The sequence below is a fragment of the Dethiosulfovibrio peptidovorans DSM 11002 genome (assembly GCF_000172975.1).
GTDB classification, from domain to species: domain Bacteria; phylum Synergistota; class Synergistia; order Synergistales; family Dethiosulfovibrionaceae; genus Dethiosulfovibrio; species Dethiosulfovibrio peptidovorans.
This window is the reverse complement of the sequence record NZ_ABTR02000001.1, coordinates 1,179,999-1,198,786: the sequence shown is the minus strand read 5'-3', so window position 1 is coordinate 1,198,786 and position 18,788 is coordinate 1,179,999. Positions and strand designations below refer to the sequence as shown.

At 59.4% G+C, this 18,788-nt stretch carries 18 protein-coding genes; 3 read left to right on the top strand and 15 right to left on the bottom strand.

Annotation, left to right across the window (positions count from 1 at the left end; all coding sequences use genetic code 11):
- Window positions 1-35 precede the first annotated feature (35 nt).
- The 5 genes from DPEP_RS05800 to DPEP_RS05780 all read right to left on the bottom strand — a co-directional run bounded on the left by DPEP_RS05800 (window position 36) and on the right by DPEP_RS05780 (window position 3,971).
- Complete coding sequence (locus DPEP_RS05800; RefSeq protein ID WP_005660397.1) at window positions 36-515, bottom strand: CsgG/HfaB family protein; 480 nt, start codon at window positions 513-515, stop codon at window positions 36-38.
- Window positions 515-1,108: a hypothetical protein gene (locus tag DPEP_RS05795; RefSeq protein WP_040382436.1), complete on the bottom strand. Its 594-nt coding sequence runs from the start codon at window positions 1,106-1,108 to the stop codon at window positions 515-517. Before DPEP_RS05795 ends, DPEP_RS05800 begins: the two co-directional genes overlap by 1 nt.
- Before the next feature lie 169 nt (window positions 1,109-1,277).
- Complete coding sequence (locus tag DPEP_RS05790; RefSeq protein ID WP_005660393.1) at window positions 1,278-2,426, bottom strand: tetratricopeptide repeat protein; 1,149 nt, start codon at window positions 2,424-2,426, stop codon at window positions 1,278-1,280.
- A gap of 3 nt (window positions 2,427-2,429) precedes the next feature.
- On the bottom strand, window positions 2,430-3,134 hold the full coding sequence (locus DPEP_RS05785) for a hypothetical protein (protein ID WP_005660391.1): 705 nt from the start codon (window positions 3,132-3,134) through the stop codon (window positions 2,430-2,432).
- An 18-nt stretch (window positions 3,135-3,152) separates the two neighbouring features.
- Complete coding sequence (locus DPEP_RS05780) at window positions 3,153-3,971, bottom strand: hypothetical protein (protein ID WP_005660389.1); 819 nt, start codon at window positions 3,969-3,971, stop codon at window positions 3,153-3,155.
- Between the two features lie 165 nt (window positions 3,972-4,136).
- Here DPEP_RS05780 and DPEP_RS12785 point away from each other — a divergent pair, with 165 nt between their 5' ends.
- On the top strand, window positions 4,137-4,964 hold the full coding sequence (locus DPEP_RS12785; RefSeq protein WP_005660387.1) for a hypothetical protein: 828 nt from the start codon (window positions 4,137-4,139) through the stop codon (window positions 4,962-4,964).
- Window positions 4,965-4,981: 17 nt separating this feature from the next.
- Here DPEP_RS12785 and DPEP_RS05770 read toward each other — a convergent pair whose 3' ends face one another.
- The 9 genes from DPEP_RS05770 to DPEP_RS05730 form a co-directional block, all read right to left on the bottom strand.
- Window positions 4,982-5,878 (bottom strand): cation diffusion facilitator family transporter, encoded by an 897-nt coding sequence (locus tag DPEP_RS05770; RefSeq protein WP_005660386.1) that lies wholly within the window; start codon window positions 5,876-5,878, stop codon window positions 4,982-4,984.
- Window positions 5,868-7,028 carry an amidohydrolase gene (locus DPEP_RS05765; protein WP_040382433.1) on the bottom strand — a complete coding sequence of 387 codons (1,161 nt, stop codon included), beginning with the start codon at window positions 7,026-7,028 and terminating at the stop codon, window positions 5,868-5,870. The genes DPEP_RS05770 and DPEP_RS05765 overlap by 11 nt, the downstream gene beginning before the upstream one ends.
- A gap of 311 nt (window positions 7,029-7,339) precedes the next feature.
- Window positions 7,340-7,897, bottom strand: a complete 558-nt coding sequence (locus DPEP_RS05760; protein ID WP_005660384.1) for a hypothetical protein — start codon at window positions 7,895-7,897, stop codon at window positions 7,340-7,342.
- On the bottom strand, window positions 7,890-9,074 hold the full coding sequence (locus tag DPEP_RS05755; protein ID WP_005660383.1) for a M20 metallopeptidase family protein: 1,185 nt from the start codon (window positions 9,072-9,074) through the stop codon (window positions 7,890-7,892). Before DPEP_RS05755 ends, DPEP_RS05760 begins: the two co-directional genes overlap by 8 nt.
- Entirely contained in the window at window positions 9,071-10,057 is a 987-nt protein-coding gene (locus DPEP_RS05750; protein WP_005660382.1) for an ABC transporter ATP-binding protein, read from the bottom strand. The genes DPEP_RS05755 and DPEP_RS05750 overlap by 4 nt, the downstream gene beginning before the upstream one ends.
- A 13-nt stretch (window positions 10,058-10,070) precedes the next feature.
- A complete protein-coding gene (locus DPEP_RS05745) occupies window positions 10,071-11,048 on the bottom strand; it encodes an ABC transporter ATP-binding protein (protein ID WP_005660381.1) in 978 nt (325 codons plus the stop codon).
- 12 nt (window positions 11,049-11,060) lie between these two features.
- Window positions 11,061-11,915, bottom strand: coding sequence for an ABC transporter permease (locus DPEP_RS05740; protein WP_005660380.1), 855 nt, complete (start codon window positions 11,913-11,915; stop codon window positions 11,061-11,063).
- 12 nt (window positions 11,916-11,927) lie between these two features.
- The gene (gene nikB, locus DPEP_RS05735) at window positions 11,928-12,857 is read right to left on the bottom strand and encodes a nickel ABC transporter permease (protein WP_005660379.1); all 930 of its coding nucleotides are present in this window, start codon (window positions 12,855-12,857) and stop codon (window positions 11,928-11,930) included.
- A 67-nt stretch (window positions 12,858-12,924) separates the two neighbouring features.
- Window positions 12,925-14,433 (bottom strand): ABC transporter substrate-binding protein, encoded by a 1,509-nt coding sequence (locus DPEP_RS05730; RefSeq protein WP_005660377.1) that lies wholly within the window; start codon window positions 14,431-14,433, stop codon window positions 12,925-12,927.
- A gap of 281 nt (window positions 14,434-14,714) precedes the next feature.
- Here DPEP_RS05730 and DPEP_RS05725 point away from each other — a divergent pair, with 281 nt between their 5' ends.
- A complete protein-coding gene (locus DPEP_RS05725) occupies window positions 14,715-16,004 on the top strand; it encodes an L-cysteine desulfidase family protein (protein ID WP_005660376.1) in 1,290 nt (429 codons plus the stop codon).
- Between the two features lies 1 nt (window position 16,005).
- Here DPEP_RS05725 and DPEP_RS05720 read toward each other — a convergent pair whose 3' ends face one another.
- Window positions 16,006-16,935, bottom strand: coding sequence for an AEC family transporter (locus DPEP_RS05720; RefSeq protein ID WP_005660375.1), 930 nt, complete (start codon window positions 16,933-16,935; stop codon window positions 16,006-16,008).
- A 140-nt stretch (window positions 16,936-17,075) separates the two neighbouring features.
- On the opposite strand from DPEP_RS05720, the gene DPEP_RS05715 reads away from it, so the two are divergent.
- Window positions 17,076-18,785: a 2-oxoacid:acceptor oxidoreductase subunit alpha gene (locus DPEP_RS05715; RefSeq protein ID WP_005660374.1), complete on the top strand. Its 1,710-nt coding sequence runs from the start codon at window positions 17,076-17,078 to the stop codon at window positions 18,783-18,785.
- Window positions 18,786-18,788 lie beyond the last annotated feature (3 nt).

Here is an 18,788-nt window from a genome sequence, read left to right as displayed (position 1 = left end):
TAAAACCACCTCCCTCTAAAATAGGGCTTAACCGGTCAAGAGCCGGTCAGGACGATCTTTATATCCTCGGCCAGATAAGAAGCCGCCTCTGGCAGGCCTTCCTGACCTGCGTCGGAGGAGGCGGAAAAGCTCTCTATAACCTCGCCGGACTCGACATCCACCAGTCTGGAATCCAGCGATATCTCCCCTCCGAGCGAGTTGACCGACCCCACAAGGACGTACCTGGCACCGACGATCCTGCCTACCTTCGCCGCCGTTTCCGGGGCCACCAGGCCGGACATGCCTATCTTCTGTTCCCCCGCTGCCTTGACGATGTGGTTTCGATCCACCACCACCATGGTTATCTCCGGCAAGGTGGAAAGCTCGTTTCTCACAATGTCGCTGACGGCGGCTCCGAGATGGAAAGGAACCCCGTTCGTGTCGAAATCCGCCACCGCCATGGCGAACTCGGCAAAAGCGGGAGACGTTATGGCGACGGCCGCTATAAAGGCCGCCGCCGTAGCTCTCCATCTCACTAGACGAAGAGCCTCTTAAACCAGACCATCGCGGTGGCGGTGATCTCGGCGGTCATACTGTCCACCGCCTCCCTGAGACCCTCGATCTTCCCGTCGACCATGATCTTGCCGGAGGAGAACGAAAGTTCCTTGAGTATGGACAGTGCCTGCTCGGCCCTGTCGCTGTTCTTGTAGGCCTGGGCCTCGTGAAACCGCAGGACGTAGGAAAGCTTGGTCCTGCTGACCAGGGTTCCCTCGGAATCCCTCACCAACAGACGATCCAGTGTGGAATCTTTATCCACGGCCGCCTGAACCTCCTTAACGTCCTCGGCCTTTCCCCTCTTGCCGGCCTCTCCGGCGAAAAGGGCGGCGGCCAGGGTACGGACCTTCTCCCTGTCTCCTAACAGATCGGTCACCGCATCGTAACGGGTCTTCAGTATGTCCATTATGAGGGCCTTGCCCTTATCGTAGTCGCCGTCCTTGAAGTAACAGCGGCACATGAGGTACATCACGCCTCCCTTCTCGGCCTCGTCCATACCGTCAAGGTCCCTCTTCGCGACAGCCATGAAACGGCCGCAGTCGCCGTCCTCGAGGTACTGCACCGCAGCCGCCATGACTTTCTTCGTAGCAACGGACGAACGGGAGGACCCGCCCTCTCCTCCACCGGAGGAGCCTCCTCCTCCGCTTCAGCCGAAGGCGCAACCTGCAACGAACAGCACCGATAACAGGATCAAAACTACCGAAAAAAGCCTCTTCATAATGATCTCCCCTCTCCATACCCACTCATCTCAAAAGTTCCTCCAACTTTTCCGCCAACCCCCGATCCAGAACCCTCAGAGTCTCCAACTGGCCTCGGGCTCCCTCGTCGTCTCCGTCAAGAGCCATGGCAGTCCCCAGTAGGAAACGGGCTCCTGGATCGGTACCGTCCAGCTCCACCGCCCTGGCCAAGACCTTGCGGGCCAGGTCCAGCTGGGCCGCCTCGAGCAACATCTGCCCCATGGCGACGTAGGCCCCCTGGTAACCCGGGTCCTTGCTTATGGCGAGGGAAAAATACTCCATGGCATCCTCCAAGCGGCCTCTGTTCTTGTAGGCCTGACCTATGAGAAAATAGGGCTCGGCCAATTCCGGCCGGAGGTCTACCGCCTTCTCCAGATAATCGGTGGCCTCGTAGTCTTTTCCCCTCATGAAGAGGCTCTTCCCCGCCAACAACCAGGCCTCGGCGAAACCGGGATCGAAAACCACCGCCTCCTTAGCCGACAGTTCTGCGTCTCTAAATCTCTCCCGGCTGTAGTACATCGCCGCCACTATAAAACGCAGCGTCGGATTCTTGGGACTCATCTCCACCATCTTGTCCCAGTACCTTATGGATCGACCGTAATCCCCCTGGTTGTAGAAAGCCATCGCCTCGTACAGATAGCTCCTGTAGTCGTCCATAGCGCTTCCGGTAGGGGCCGGTCCCGTAAGGGAGGACAACACGTCGGCGGCGAGGGTGCGAACCGCCAGGTTTACGCCCTTTTCTCCCTCGTCGGTCATGGATTGATAGGCCGCCACGACCGTTCGGCGCTCGACGTCCATCAGCCTGGCCGTCAATATGGTAAGCACCCCAAAGTGGCTCACGGCCCCCTGTACGTAGTACTTGGCCCCTACGATTCGACCGATCTCGACCGCGCTCTCCTGGCTCACCATTCCGGACATGGTTATTCTCTGCTGCCTGGCCACCTGATCAAGCTGGCCCCTCTCAACCAATCGAAAGGCCCTGTTACCGGCCAGTCTGGAGTAAAGCATCTCCACCACTGATTGACCTACGGAGTAGCTGGCTCCCCTCGCGTTGAAATCCCCTATCGCCACTGTCATAGGGGCGGAAAAGGCAGCCGTTCCGAACAACAGTCCAACCGCAACGGCTACCGAGACGATATGGAGGAAAAACCTCATACTCTAGCGGTCCCTCTCGAACCAACGATGCTTCATGGCATCGTAGGTATGGATCTTATAGGCCGTTACGACCCGAACCTCCCTATCCAGGACCACAGCGACCTGGACTCCCTGAATCGGTCGGACATCCCAACGGTGCATGGTCATGTCGTAGACGCATACCTCCTGCGAATCCCAGCATACCGCCAGGTTGTCGCCGAGAGTTCCGTCGAAGACGGCCTCGGCGTTGTCCATGGCGGCGGTCTGCCAGTTGCCCAGCACCGAGTCGTAGACCATGAACTCATTGCTCGTCATAGCCAAGGCCATCTTTCTCGACAAAAGGGCGGTCCTGATGGAGTTCTGGGTAGGCGGACCGACCACCCAGCCTGGCTTGGACGAGTCGAACACCGCGACGCCTCTTGATTGCCAGACCACCGCGAAACCGTCGGTCAGGAGGGAGGAGGTAGCGGAAAAACCGTCCAGCGGTATCCACTGATGGGTCTTTATATCGTAGGCCAGAACCTCCCTATCGCTCCAGACTACCGCTAGATCGTTGTGGGTCTTCCAGCCCGCCACGGAAAAATCGTTCAACACCGAGTGCTCTTCCAGACCAGGATCGTACAGCCTGACGGTGTTCTTGGTGACGAAAAGCTGGACCTCTCCGAAAGCCGAGACTGCCAGGGAAAAAAACGACGCTACGGCCAAAGCCAAGACAGATATTCTGCTCATTGGAATCCCTCCTGTTCCTCACTCGAAACGCAACCTCAGGGAACCGGGGGTCTTGGAATCCACCACCAGTCCTTGAAATGACGATACCAATCCGTCCGCCAGAGATCCGACGTCTCCGGCGTACTCCACCGTGAAGGCCGCCGTCCCGATCCCCGATCCCAGGGAGGCCGATAGCACTCCGGGGATCTTTTCCAGATCCTGTCTGAACGACTCGGCATCCACCAGGCCTGCCAATCCCGAGACGAAAAGGGAAAAACGTTTTCCCCTTACCTCCGGCTTGACCTCCGTGACAGGCTCTCCGTCTCCGAGAGCGGCGGCCATCCTTCCGGAAGCCGCTATGAGCGCCTTGGAGGACGCCTCCTGAGCGGTATAGCCGACCTCCTTTCCCACTATGCTGTCGGAGAAGAGATATTTGCCGTCCCTGGCCCTATAGGCCTGTAGTGATATGGTTACCGTGCCGGTGTACAGGCCGAACTCGTTCAACACAGGCTTATGTCCCTCGGCAGTACCTCTGACGTAATAGCTGACCCCGTACTTTCTCGCCAGAGCCATGATGGCCTCCACGTCTCCCTCCAGGGCCAGCCTCGCCGCCTCGCTGTGCTCCAGCGCCTCCAGACGGTCCTTGTCCACCACAGGGTACCCTCGACGGACCAGCTCCCTTATCACCGCCGCTCCAGCCGCGGTAAGATCGGCCTTTCCCAGTCCTCCACTTCCCCTTAAGACCACGGCGACCCTCCCGTTTTTGGGAAGGGCCGCATGGACGAAGGAGGTGCACGTCAGAGAGAGGATAAAGGCGACCAGGATCACCGAAAACGGACGTTCCCATGTTCTGGCCATGAAACCACCTCCCGTGGAAAAAACGGTTTTCTTTCAGCATATCACAGAGCGAAAAAAGGGCAAGGAGAAAAAGACATACTTGCCTCTATCTTCAGACGAGTCTACACTTATAATGAGAGGCATCGGAGAAAATCGAGAACGATAAGAAAAAGGGAGGTATCTGTCATGATCAGAAAAGTTATGCTGGTCGCCATGGTCCTAGCCGCCATAGCGTCGGCAGCGGCGGCACAGGAACCGATAGTTCAACAGGGGCAAAACGCGACGCTTGACTGGAGCGGAGACTACGTGGAGGCCATCGGACAGGCCGTGGCCCCTACCGGCAAGGAAGGGTCGGCCCAGGGCAAGCTCCTCGCCAAGAGGGGCGCGGTTGTGGACCTTCAGAGAAACATGCTCGAGTTCGTGAAGGGAGTCAGGATAAGTTCCGAGACCACCATGGAGAACTTCATGGCCGACGACAGGGTCGTATCCTCCGTGACAGGGTTCATAAAGAACGTTGCGGTCACCGACTCGGAATGGGACGGCGAGATATACACCGTTACGGGAAGGGTCTCTCTGAAGGAGATACGGACCGCAGCCCTGCCGGTGATACAGGAGAAGGCGGCGGAGGAGAAGAGACAGAAGAAGGCCCCCAAGCCCCAGCCCCGCCCCAAGGTCAGAAGCGGAGGGACCGGTCTGGTGCTGGACTGCCGAAACCTGCCTTTGATCCCCTCCGTGACATTCAGGATACTGTCGCCGTCGGACAAGGAGGTGTACGGATTCGACCTGGTGGACATGGAGCGCTTTCTGGCCTCGGGGCTCTGCGACTATCAGAGCAATATGAACTGGGCCAAGGGACAGCCCAGGGTCTCGGACAGTCCGATAACGATCAAACCCCTCAGGGTAAAGATCCCTCAGAACGTGGACATAGTGGTCAGCGAGGCCGACGCCGCCAGGATTGCCGCCCTGCCGGACCACGTCATAAAGAGGTGTCGGGTTTCCATCGTCAAGAGATAGGGCTACAATCGATGATCCTAACCGTCGTCGGGTTCCACGTGGACCGATATCATCGTGTCCCGGCCCATTCTCTCCCTTATGGCGTCCTCCACCGCAGTGGCGATGTCGTGGCCCTCTCTGATCGTTATATCAGGATCCACCAACAGGTGAAAATCCATGGCTACGACGGCTCCGACCCTCCTGGTCCTGAGGCGGTGGAGGTCTCTGACTCCCGGGACGGACTCTCCGCAGAGCACGATATCCCGGGAGACATCCTCCGGAAGGGCGGCCTCGGTCAGCTCGTTGATCGCGTCGTAGGCTATGGAGAGCCCCACCTTGACGACTATCAGGCTAACCGCCACACCTGCCACGGGATCCAGGAGCCTTCCCCATCCTCCAAGGGCCATGGCACCGCCTATTCCGAGGAAGGCTCCCACGGACGACAGGGCGTCGGACCTGTGATGCCAGGCGTTGGCCTTCAGGGCCGGGCTGTCCAGACGCAGGGCTACCGCCACGGTGTACCGATACAGTATCTCCTTCACGATCACAGAAAGCCCAGCCGCCCATAGGGCTATCTCGCCCGGGGCCTCCGGCATCACCCCGTCGAAGGCCTCGGCGATGCGGCAACCGGCGCCCCACAGGATCCCCAGTCCGGCCCCTATCAGGGCCACCCCTACGAAGGCGGAACACAGGGTCTCGAACTTGCCGTGGCCGTAGCGATGGGACGAGTCCGCCGGCTGCGCCACCATCCGAAAGCCCAGTATGGCCACGACGTCGGTGACCACGTCGGAAAGGGAATGGGCTCCGTCTGCGACCATGGCGGCGCTGTTTCCCAGAATTCCGGCCGATATCTTGCCTACCGTGAGAACACAGTCCACCGTAAGGCCGACCCAGGAAGCATCGACGGCCTGACGGGATCTGCTCTTAGCGGCCATCTTTCCGGAACACGACCTCTCCGTCTATGATGGTTACGTCGGGGGAACGGGTTCCGTCGAAGGGATCGCCGTCCCACATCACCAGGTCGCCTATCTTGCCCTCCTCTATGGACCCCAGCTCGTCGGCCAGACCGATATGCTCAGCCGGATTCATAGTCACGAAACGGAAGACCTCCTCTTTGGACAGTCCCTCTCTGACGATCTGTGCGGCCTGTACCATCAGGCAGCTGACCGGAATCATGGGATAGTCGGTTATTAGGGAGACATGGGCCCCCGCCCTATGAAGGGAGACCACGTTGGATGCGGCGCAGTCCTTAAGTTCGAGCTTCGACTTGAATATCATGAAGGGTCCGAAGGCCGCCATCACCCTCTTCTCTCCGAGGACCGAGGCCACCTTGTGTCCCTCGGTGCAGTGCTCTATGGAATAGTCCAGGTCGAACTCCTCGGCCACCCTGACGGCGGACATTATATCGTCCGCCCTGTGGGCATGGATCCTGAGGGGGACCTCCCTTCGAATCACCGACAGCAATCCCTCGAGGCGGAGATCCCTCGGAAAATCGGGATCCTTATCCAGCTTCCTGCCGTAGTTCAGCCCGTCGACCAGTGCGGATCGGAGCATGGCAGCTACAGCCATCCTGGTGGTGGGCATACCGCCTCTGTCTTTGTGAAGGTTCTTGGGGTTCTCGCCGAAGGCGGCCTTCATACCCGACGGATGAAGCCTCACCATCTCGTCGGCGTAACCACCCCAGGTCTTCAGGACCGTCCCGACCCCTCCCACCACGTTGGCGCTGCCCGGAAGGATCTGCACGGTGGTTATGCCCGCCCTTCTGGCGTCCAGAAAGGACGTGTCCTCCGGATCGAATCCGTCCAGGGCCCTAAGGTGAGGGGTAAGGGAGTCGGTCTTCTCGTTGCCGCCCGCCTCCTCCAGCGGATATCCCTCCTTCCACAGGCCAAGATGGCAGTGGCAGTCTATCAGTCCGGGAGTGACTATTCTGCCCCGGGCCTCCAGTACATCGGCCCCTTCGGGAGCGTCTATGTCCGGAGAGACTCGAGCGATCCGCCCCTTAGAAACCAGGACGTCACAGTTATCCTTTACGCCGTCCGTCACGGTCCAGACCGTTCCGCCCCGGACCAACAGATCTCCTATCATGCTAAGATCCCCTTTCTGAAGCTTCTTCTCGAAGCCCTGTCATGCCACGATTCTAACACTTCAGGACACTCCTTGAGACATATCTAAAATCACGTCAAAGTCTCCTCGGAGAGGTCGTTCCGACGGAGCCCGTTCGAGCCCGTATTTCCGACCGGCCGTCGTGTAGTACGGATGGGGCGACAGGACGTCGCCCCAAGCCGAGGGGGCACAGGACGTGCCCTCCGAGGCGATTCGTACGAAACAGGCCGGTCGGAAATACGTTTGGGCGAGACAGGGCGGAGTCGGAACGACCTCTCCGAGGACCGGCGTTTTTAGAGGTGTCCTTTCGAGTACCCCAGCACCTTGAGGTAGGTGTCCCGGTCGGGACAGAACAGACAGGCTACGGTCCAGCCGCCTCTTCTCAAAACCACCGTGTTCATGTCCTCCAGCCCCTTCGCGGAGGACAGATCGGACCAGTTTATCAGCCTGGACGAACTCCTCATCTCCCGACAGGAATCGGGGGCCTCGAAAGGATGGAAGGACATGCGATGGGACCGCCAGTCGCCCCTTTTTATCCTGACGGTATCGCAGCGAACCCCCTCCGGGCCTATCCTGTATCTCATCAGGAGCCTGTTGTCCAGGACCCCGAAGACCACCAGAGCCCACGGCAAGGCGACCAGGCCGACGGACCTCAACCCCAGATCCAGCGCAGCCACGAAATGTTCCAGCTTGAGGGACGATCCAAAAAAGGCCTGTGTCGCCAGGGTCACCCCGACGACGCAGGCCATGAGGACCGCGGAAAATACGGCGGCCTTTTTCAGATACAGGCGGTTGGTGCCCAGAGGGACCCCTACGGACCAGGAGAACGGTCCTGAAGCACCGCTATCCACGGCCCCGGCCTTCCTCGTGCCACCTCAGCGCCAGTTCCGCCATCATGGCGGCTCCCACGGGCAGGCACCCCTCGTCCACGTCGAAATCGGAGGTGTGGGCGGGATGAACGATGCCCCTCTCTTCGTTGCCCGACCCGAGACGAAAGAAGGCCCCCGGCACGGCCTCGGAAAGATAGGAGAAATCCTCTCCACCCATGGTGGGGCAATCCAGAAAAGCGGCGGAATCGAACCCCAGGAAATCCCTCCCGACGGACAGCACCATCTCCGCCATGGCGGGATCGTTGACCACGGCGGGGGACCCCCGCCTCACCGTAACCTCCGCCGAACCTCCTCCGGCGGAGGCGACGGAGGTCGTTATCTCCTTCACCCGGTCGGTCAGATATCCTCTCTGCTCCGGAAGATAGGAACGGACCGTTCCCTCCATGACCACCTCGTCGGCTATTATGTTGGGCGCCGTTCCCCCGTGGACCGATCCGACGGTCACCACCGCACCCTCCAGAGGATCAATCTCCCTGGAGACCAGCGACTGAAGTTGTACCAATGCCTGACCTGCCATCACCACGGCGTCCCTTCCCAGATGGGGATAGGCTCCGTGAGCCTTCTTTCCCCGGATCACCGCCTGGAAGTTGTCCACGGAGGCGCAGCACTTCTCCCTGTTCACCCCTATGGTCCCTACCTCCATGGGAACGGTGACGTGAAGGCCGAAGACGGCCTTCACCTCGTTTCGCTCCAAAACCCCGGAACGGACCACCGCCGCCCCGCCTCCTGCGACCTCCTCGGCGGGTTGGAAGATCAGGACGATCGGACCGGGAAGCTCCATCCCAGACAGCAGTCTGGCCACCCCGAGTAGAATAGCAGTGTGGGCGTCGTGACCGCAGGCGTGCATCACTCCCTCCACGGTGGATCGGTACTCCCGGCCCTCGCACTCTGTCAGGGGAAGAGCGTCCATATCCGCCCTCAGAGCCACAGAGGGTCCGGCCCCTCCGAGCCTGGCTACCACACCCGTCTCGGCCATGCCGGTCTCGAAGGGAATGTCCAGCGACTTCAGGATCTCGGCCACCTTGGCGGAGGTCCTGAACTCCTGAAAGGCCAGCTCGGGAAAACGGTGAAAATCCCTGCGGAGCTCCACCATCCAGGGGCTAAGCTCAACTGCTCGGTTAAGGAGATCCCCCCTCAAGACGCCGCCTCCTCGAAATCCAGCTCTCCAGCGAAATGACAGGCCACCGAATGTCCCGGCGATATCTCCCTCAGCTCCGGGGTAGCCTCTGTGCAGAGGTCCCTGCGGTAGGGACACCTTCCGGAGAAGCGACAGCCCTCGGGAGGATCGATCGGACTGGGGACGTCTCCCTCCAGAATTATCCTGTTTCTCTCGACGCCCCTCTTGGCTATCGGTATGGCCGACAGCAGCGCTCTGGTGTAGGGGTGAAGCGGATTGGAGAAAACCCTCTCCGAGTCGGTGAGCTCCACCATCTTGCCCAGATACATGACGGCTATGCGATCCGACACGTGCTTGACCACCGACAGATCGTGAGAGATGAACAGATAGGTATATCCCGCCTCCCTCTGAAGATCGTCCAACAGGTTCAGTATCTGGGCCTGGATACACACGTCCAGCGCCGACACCGGCTCGTCCAGAACTATGAACTCCGGCTCCAGCGCCAGGGCTCGGGCTATGCCTATCCTCTGACGTCTACCTCCGTCCAGCTCGTGGGGATAGGAATCGGTCAGCCTCTCCGCCAGGCCCACTGTGTCCATCAGCTCGGACACCCTGGCCCTCCTGGCCCTGCCGCCCATCCCGGCTCCGTTGACCACCAGAGGCTCGGCAATGAGCTCCGACACTGTCATCCGAGGGTTCAGCGACGAATAGGGATCCTGAAACACTATCTGCATCTGTCTTCTCAAGGCCTTCATCCTGGATCCTCCGGCGGAAAGCACGTCCTCCCCCCGATAAAGGACCTCGCCTCCCGTGGCCTCCAGAAGCCTTATCAGGACCCTCCCTGTGGTGGACTTGCCACATCCCGACTCTCCCACCAGTCCCAGGGTCTCTCCCGAGGCTATGGAAAATCCAAGTCCGTCCACCGCGTGAAGCTTTCCCCGAGGGGTATCGAAATACTTGGTCAGACCCTCGACCTCTATCAGGGCCTCTTTCTCTTTTACCATCTGTCAGACCTCCTCAGGACAGGCCGCCGCAACGGACGGGACAGGCCACGAAATGGCCGGGACGCCACTCCACCATCTTCGGCCGAGCCTCCGAACAGGACGGCAGGGCGTAGGAACAACGGGGGTGGAACCGGCATCCCCTGGGCAGGTCGGTAGGATCCGGGGTAAGTCCCTGTATGACCTGCAACCGAGAACGGGGGGCGTCCACGTCCGGAATAGAGTTGAAAAGTCCCTCCGTGTAGGGATGCATCCTGTGTTCGTAGAGGGAGTCGGTGTCGCCGTACTCCACCACGGACCCGGCGTACATTATGGCGACCTTGTCGCAGATCTCGGCGACAACGCCGAGGTCGTGGGTTATCAGCATCAGGGCCGTGTTGAACTTCCTCTTCAGGTCCTTCATCAGCTCCAGCACCTGGGCCTGTATGGTGACGTCCAGGGCGGTAGTGGGCTCGTCGGCTATCAGAAGAGCCGGATCGCAGGCCAAGGCTATAGCTATGACGACCCTCTGCCTCATGCCTCCGGAAAACTGATGGGGATAGTCTCCCGCCCTCTCCGGACGGATACCGACCAGCTCCAACATCTCCAGGGCCCTTTCGTGAGCCCTCTTCTCGTCCATGTCGCCGTGAAGTTGGACCATCTCCATTATCTGACGATCCACCGGCATAACCGGGTTCAGAGACGTCATGGGATCCTGGAATATCATGGCTATCCTGCCGCCTCGGACGATCCTCTTCTCCGACTCGCTCAGAGACAGCATATCCCTTCCCTGAAAGGAGATAGCCCCCTCCACTATCTCCCCCGGAGGGCTCTGTATCAGCTGCATCACCGACAGGGCCGTGGTGGTCTTTCCTGCGCCGGTCTCCCCCACAAAGCCCAGCGACTCGCCCGGGGCCAGCTTCAGATCGAGCTTATCGACCGCCTGGACCACTCCGCTGTCGGTGTGGTAGCGGACGGTCAGCCCCTTTATGTCGAGCAAAAGCTCCTGGTTCATATCCATCTCCCCCTACCTCTTCAGCTTGGGATCAAGGGCGTCCCGGAGGCCGTCGCCCAAGAAATTGAGCGCCAATATGGTTATCATGATGGCCAGACCGGGAAAGAAGGTCATATAGGAGTGGTCCCTTATATAGACCCGTCCTCCGGAAAGCATGGCGCCCCACTCGGGGGAGGGAGGCTGTATGCCCAGACCTATGAAGCTCAGCCCCGCGGCGGTGAGAATGGCGAAGGCGACCCCCAGGGTGGCCTGGACTATTACAGGGGCCATACAGTTGGGCAGTATGTGCCTCAGTATTATCCTGAGATCCCCGGACCCCATGGCCCTGGCGGCCTCTACGAACTCCTGATTTCTTATGGAGAGGACCGAGCCTCGGACTATCCTGGCGTAGCCCGGTATGGACGATATTCCCACCGCTATCATGAGATTGAACAAGCCCGGGCCGAGAGACGCCGCTATGGCGATGGCCAAGAGTATCTGGGGGATCGATAGGAGCACGTCCATCACCCTCATTATCAGGTTGTCCAGTTTACCGCCGTAATATCCCGAGATGGCCCCCAACAGCCCTCCTGTCACCATGGCGATGGAGACGGCTATGAAGCCCACCTTCAGGGAGATCCGGCTTCCGTAGATTATCCGGCTGAATATATCCCTGCCGAACTGATCGGTTCCGCACAGGTGCTTCATGGACGGAGACTGAAGGGTCTCACGGATATTCTGCTTGGCGTAGCCGTAGGGAGCTATGAAATCGGCAAAAACCGCCACCAGTATCAGTATCACCACTATGGCCAGGCCTATCATGGCCAGCCTGTTTCTCCTGAGTCGAAGGAAAACGTCTCCGCCCTTGCCCTTTTTTCTCGAATTCATAGACGGTCCCTCCTAACGATACTGGGCCTTTATCCTGGGGTCGATCCAGCCGTAGACGAGATCCACCAGGAGATTGACCAGACTGTAGGCTATGGCTATGTAGAGGACCCCCCCCTGGACTATAGGGTAATCTCTCATCTTTATGGCCTCCACCATCAGCCGCCCCACCCCGGGAATCGAGAAGACCGACTCGGTAAGAACCGCTCCACCCAGCAGATAGCCGAAGTGTATGCCTATCACCGTGACCACAGGAATGAGGGCGTTGGGCAGGGCGTGACGCCATATGACCACAGACTCCTTCTGTCCCTTGGCCCGAGCTGTCCTTATGTAGTCCTGGCGGACCACCTCGAGCATGCTGGAACGGGTCATCCTGGTGATTATGGCCACCCCCTGGGCCGACAGGGACAGAGAGGGCAACACCATGGCGGCGAAGGACCCCATCCCGGACGAGGGGAACCATCCCAGATGGACGGAGAAAAGCAGTATCAACAGCAGCCCCAGCCAGAACACCGGCATGGATATGCCCACCAGAGCCAGGACCATCGTGATCGAATCGAATATGGAATACTGTTTTATAGCGGATATGATGCCGAAGGGGATGCCCAGCACGATGGATATAGCCATGGAGAACACCGCCAGCCTGAGAGTCACCTTGAAGGTATCCATTATCTCCGAGCTGACCGGCCTCTTCGTAACGTAGGAACGGCCGATATCTCCCCGGAACACCGCGTTCGATATATACCGCCCGAACTGCACCAGAAAGGGATCGTCCAGACCGTTACGATCCCTGAACTCCTGAAGAGCCTCGTCCGTGGCCTGCTGTCCCAAGGCCAGCTTGGCCGGATCGCCCGGAGTTATATAGAGTAAAGTGAAAACAATGAAGGCCACCCCGAAAAGGACAGGAACCAGGGCCAACACCCTTCTCGCCACGTATTTGATCATCCCTTAACCCCTCTCTAAGAGGACCTGCCGACGGCTGAGCCTCCGGCAGGTCCCGAATCGTAGCTATTTACTCCTCAAAGGCGACCTCGTAGAGGTGATGCACCCCGTTGGACGAGGGCTCGAAATCCTTGACCGATTTTCCCGTTCCTATAAGGAACTCGTTGTTCTGGATGTAGACCCAGGGAAGGTACTCGTTGATCTTGGACTGAAGCTCGCCGTAGACCGACGCACGCTCCTCCCCGTTGGGGATCGTCTTGCCCTTCTTGAGCAGTTCGTCGATTGAGGGGTCGGAAACCCTGGAGAAGTTCCACACCGAGCCGGTGGTGAAGCAGGCGTCAAGCGCGAATGAGGGATCGGGAACCGAGGGGATCCAGCCGAGGACGAAGAGATCGTGCTGCCCCGCCTTGAGTCCCTCCAGGAAAGCTCCCCACTCGAGGACCTTTATCTCCGCCTCTATTCCGACCTCGAGAAGCATCGCCTGGGCAAAGGTGGCGGTGTCGACTCTGTCCTTCCTATCGCTGGTCCAGATCTGTATCTTCATCCCAGTGGCTCCGGCCTCCTCGAGGAGCTTCTTGGCCGCCTCCACGTCGTAGCCCTGAGCTTTCTGACCGTCGTCGTAATACATCACTCCGGGAGACATGGGGCTCTTGGGAAGGCTGCCGACCCCCTGGAAGACCACGTCGCAGATTCCCTCCGCATCTATCGCCAGGCTTATGGCCCTGCGAACCCTGATATCGTCGAAGGGAGCCTTGGCGGTGTTGATCCCGATGTAGCTGGTCATGTTGCCGACCTTGCGGAGAAGCCGGAGGTCGTCGTTCTCCTCCACCCTCTTCATATCGTTAGGGGTTATGTCCAGGGCGATGTCCACCGCTCCGGTCTCCAGCTCGATGGTCCTGGTGGTCGCCTCGGTTATGGGGCGAATCACCATTGTCTCCGCCGCAGGAGCGGGACCGGAGAATTTATCGAACCTCTCCAGTACGATCCGATCTCCCTTGGCCCAGCTCACGAAACGATAGGGACCGGTACCCACCGGATGCTGACCGTAGTCGTCGCCAGCCTCCTCCGTGGCCTTCTCGTTTATGATGCAGCCGAATCCCACGTGAGACAGGGACGCCACGAAGGGAGTGTTCTCCTCCTTGGTGCGTATGATCACAGTGTAGTCGTCGGGGGTCTCGAATCCCTCGGGGTCTATGGCCGACGCATAGGTGCTGACCGCCGATCCCTTGGGAGAGATGGCCCGTTTAAAGGAGTAGACCACGTCGGAAGCCTTGAGCTCCTCGCCGTTGTGAAACAGCACACCCTTTCTCAGCTTGAACCGGTAGGTCTTGCCGTCGAGCTGCTCGTAGCTCTCCGCCAGCTGGGGAACCAACTTGCCCTCGGAATCGAGCACGAGAAGATTCTGATAGATCTGGTTCATCACGGTGTTGGAGGCCAGGTCGTTGGATCCATGAGGATCGAGCGTCTTGGCGTCCTGAGCCATAGCCACCGTAAGGGTATCCTGGGCGATCGCTACGGACGCCGTGGCGATCATCAGAAGCCCCGCCAAGGCAAAAACCGAAAAAGCACTGCGTTTCATCGTCAAATCCCTCCTATAAGTTGTCTTTTAGCCCATCCCTCGCGATACTCGAGATCCATAGTCCATAACCGTAATTGACAGTTTTTAGGCAGTTTTTCCTCAAGTCAGACCGTAGACGAAGGGCTCAACCGGATTATATCATCAGTTACAGCTAAAGAATGGATGCAATTATTTTCCTGTATTTGGATACCGACAATAAGATGAGAGCGATAATCGTTAGATCGGTCTATACTATAGGGTGGAAAAGGAAAAAACCATAGTCTTACGGGGAGGAAAAAAAGATGTTCACTATCAAGGAGTTTCTGCGTCAAGAGGTAAAACCTGCATTAGGGTGTACCGAGCCCGGAGCCGTGGCCTTGGCCGTGGCCCGGGCGACCGAGGCCTTGAGAGCCCCGGTGGAGTCGGTGTCCGTCACGGTCAGCGACAGCATATTCAAGAACGGGGTGGCTGTGGGGATCCCCGGAACCGGAGGTCTGAGGGGTAACGTGATAGCGGCGGCTCTGGCGGTCGTCTGCGGCAGATCGGACTACGGCCTGGAGGTGTTGAAGGACCTCACCGAAGAGGACATCCGATCGGCGAAGACGATGGTGTCGGAAAATCGGGTCTCCCTGGAGGCCGACATGGCCAGACACGGAGTCTACGTCAGGGCGGTCGTCTCCGGAGAGAGACACGAATCGACCTGCGTCATAGAGGACAGCCACACTGGGATAGTCTCGGTGGAGAAAGACGGAGAGACGATCTTCAAAAAGGAAAAAGGGAACTCCTCCGCCTCGAAGGCCCGCTCCGTATCCTCCCAGGTGGCGGAAATGGACTACCGGGAGCTGGTGAAGCTGGCCGAAAAGCTGGACGACGAGGACGTGGATACCGTCATGGCCGGGGTGGACATGAACCTGAAGATAGCCGACTACGGCCTTGCCCACGACGTAGGACTCAACCTGGGAAGTACGGTCAGGTCCATGGCGGGAGACTTCTTCGACCGAGACCTGGCTGCCAGGATAAGGAGCTACGCGGCGGCGGCGGCCGACGCCAGAATGGACGGCGCCTCCCTCCCCGTAATGAGCAGCGCCGGAAGCGGCAATCACGGTATAACCGCGATCCTCCCCGTGTACGTGGCAGCCGACTTTCACGGAAAGAGCCGGAGGGAAACGGCGGAGGCAATAGCCTTCAGCCACCTCAGCACTAGCTACATAAAGAGCCGTATGGGACGGCTGAGCCCCGTATGCGGCTGCGCCGTCGCGGCCGGGGCGGGAGCTGCATCGGGAATAGTCAGGCTCCTGGGCGGATCGGTGGAGCTCTCCATAAAGGCAATGGAGATCGTCCTGGGAAACCTGGTGGGGATGGTCTGCGACGGAGCCAAGGAGACCTGCGCCCTCAAGGTGTCCACCGGAGCCGCCGAGGCATACCTGGCAGCCATGACCGTCCTCGGAGGTAACCATCTCAAGGGCGCCCAGGGCGTGGTGGACCCCTCCGACATAGCCAAGACGGTCGAAAATGCGGTGGCCCTGAACGTAAAGGGAATGAAGGACGTCGACTCGGTCATCATCGACATCATCTCAAATTGGACCTGTTGAGCTAAAACAGTATCTCTATCCATACCGCCGTGGTTACTATGCCCACCACAGTAGCGGTCGCCACGTACTCGGCGGCGTAGTCCGAATCGAGACCCATGCCGTTGGCCAGGATATAGGTGTTGAAGGCCGGAGACAGAGAGGCTATCAGCACGGTGGTCCTGGCCAACAGCGGGTCTCTGGGAGGCAAAAGATGGAAACCGACGTACATCGCTGCGGGAAACAGCACCAGCTTAACCAGAAGATCGCCCCAGGAACGGGCCAGACCGGCGGCCAGCTTCTCCAGACGAAGCGACGCCCCTATGACCAGCAGCGCCATGCCGCTGCCGCAGTCGGTCAGAAGCTCCAGCCCCTCGAAGAACCACTGGGGAAAGGTATCTTTTATCCCTGTGACCGACAGCATTATCCCGGTGAAACCGGCCAGGATGAGAGGGGTTCGCAAGGCCTTGACAAGGGCCTGATTGACCGACGCCGGGGAAAAACGGCCCTCCATCGCCATCTGAGCGCAGGCGATGGGGAAGGTGTTGTAGAAGATCATGCCTATGGACAGATAGATCGTCAGGGCGCTGACTCCCACATCTCCCATGAGAGTCGATACCAGAGGCAGCCCGACGAACACGACGTTGCTCCTCACAGCCCCCAGCACGGACACGGCAGCCCTCTCTTTCGGCAGCCCCAAACGGGACACCACTGCGAAGACCGACAGTACCACCACCGCGAAGGCGCCGTACAGCACCGATATATAGCCCCAGTCTGAAAAGACCGAAACGTCTATGTCCATCCCCGCCTCCAGCAAAATGGCGGGCATTATCAGCCAAAACAGGACCGAGTTGATCTGGTCCGCTCCCCTCTGGTCCATCCTATCGAGCCTCTTCAGCCCCCATCCCGCCGCCATGACCAAAACCACCGGAAGTATGGTAAGAAAACCTCTCATTCCACAGACACCCCCCACAGGGTCTTTCTACAGGATAAAGCTTAATGATACCCTCCGTGGTGACGACGCACAAGGGACCTTGTGGTAGGATCATATGAAAGGGACCTTCGAACCGGTCCCAAACGAAAGGGGGAATGGGAATGGCTTCCGGAAAAGACCTCTCCGTCGTCATCTGCGGCGGAGCCGGATACGGAGTTCAGACCGTGGAGGACATACTGGCCAAGGTCCTCAAGAGATCGGGATACCACGTCTTCGCCACCAGGGAGTACATGTCCCGGGTCAGAGGAGGCAACAACTCGACGGAGATAAGGATATCCTCGACCCCGGTGGACGGGATGGTGGACGAAATAGACCTGCTCGTCGTGCTCAGCCCCGGAGTGAGGGAGAACATAAGGCGCAGAATAACCCAAAACACCGTGATAGCGGCGGACCGATCGTCCGTAGGAGAGGAATTCGAAAAAACGGACGGCGCCTTTTTCGATGTTCCCCTCGGAGAGATGGCCAAAGAGGCGGGAGGAGCCGTCTATGCCAACGTCATCGCCGCCGGGCTTGTCCTGGGAATTGTGGACGCCTCGACCGACCAGGCGGAGGAGTACTTCCTCTCCCGATTCGGCAAAAAGGGAGACAAGGTAGTGGACGAAAACCGCTCCGCCTGCGGAAAAGGGCTGGAGCTGGGTAGAAGTATAGCGGATAAATTCCCCGATCTGGCCCCTCCTAAAAAGGACGACACCTCCAGCAGAAGGGTAATGAACGGCGTACAGGCCGTCTCGCTTGGGGCCATAGCCGGGGGATGCGACTTCGTGACCGCCTATCCCATGTCGCCCGCCACGGGCGTCCTTGCCTTCGCAGCCCAAAACGCCTCCGACTTCGGCCTGGCGGTGGAGCAGGTGGAGGACGAGATATCCGCCGTGAACATGGCGGTAGGAGCGTCCTACGCCGGGGCGAGCCCTATGGTGACAACCTCAGGGGGAGGGTTTTCCCTGATGTACGAGGGCTTCAGCCTGGCCGGGGTGGCGGAGACCCCCCTGGTGGTGCACCTGGCCCAGAGACCCGGCCCCGCCACGGGAATGGCCACCAGGACCGAACAGGGAGACCTGAACCTCGCCGTCCACGCGGGACACGGCGAGTTCCCCAGGCTGGTGCTGGCACCGGGAACCATAGAGGAGGCCTATAGCCTGACGGCCAGAGCCTTCGAGATAGCCCACCGGTATCAGGTACAGTCAGTAGTGATGACCGACCAGTACCTTCTCAACACCTTCAGAGACGTCGACCCCGACGACCTGATCGCAGCGAAGCCGGACAAGTGCCTTGTGACCTCTGGGCCGGGATACAGAAGATACGAGGACGTCCCGAACGGGGTATCCCCCAGGAGCGTACCGGGACTGGGCAAAGGAATCGTTGGGTGCGACAGCCACGAACACGACGAGGAAGGCCACGTCTTCGAGGATTTCGACCTGAGGGTTAGGATGTCGGACAAACGTTTCAGAAAAGGGGAACTCCTGAAAGAAGACTTCGTCCCCGCCGACATCCGGGGCCCGGAAAACTGGACCAGGCTCGTCCTATGCTGGGGCTCGACGGGACCGATAGTCTCGGAGGCCCTGAGAGATCTGAAACTTCCCGATACCGCCCTCATGAGGGTCCGGCAGATCTGGCCCGTGGCGGAGGACGTCGCTGCCGCGGTGGAGAGGGCCGACGAGCTGATATTCGTGGAGGGCAATCACGACGGCCAGCTGGAGAACCTGATCAAATCGGTTACGGGACGTTCCGCCCAGGGACACCTCAGGAACTACTGCGGCCTTCAGTTCTCGGTGGAGCAGGTCCGAATGGGCCTCTCCGAAATACTCGGTTAGGAG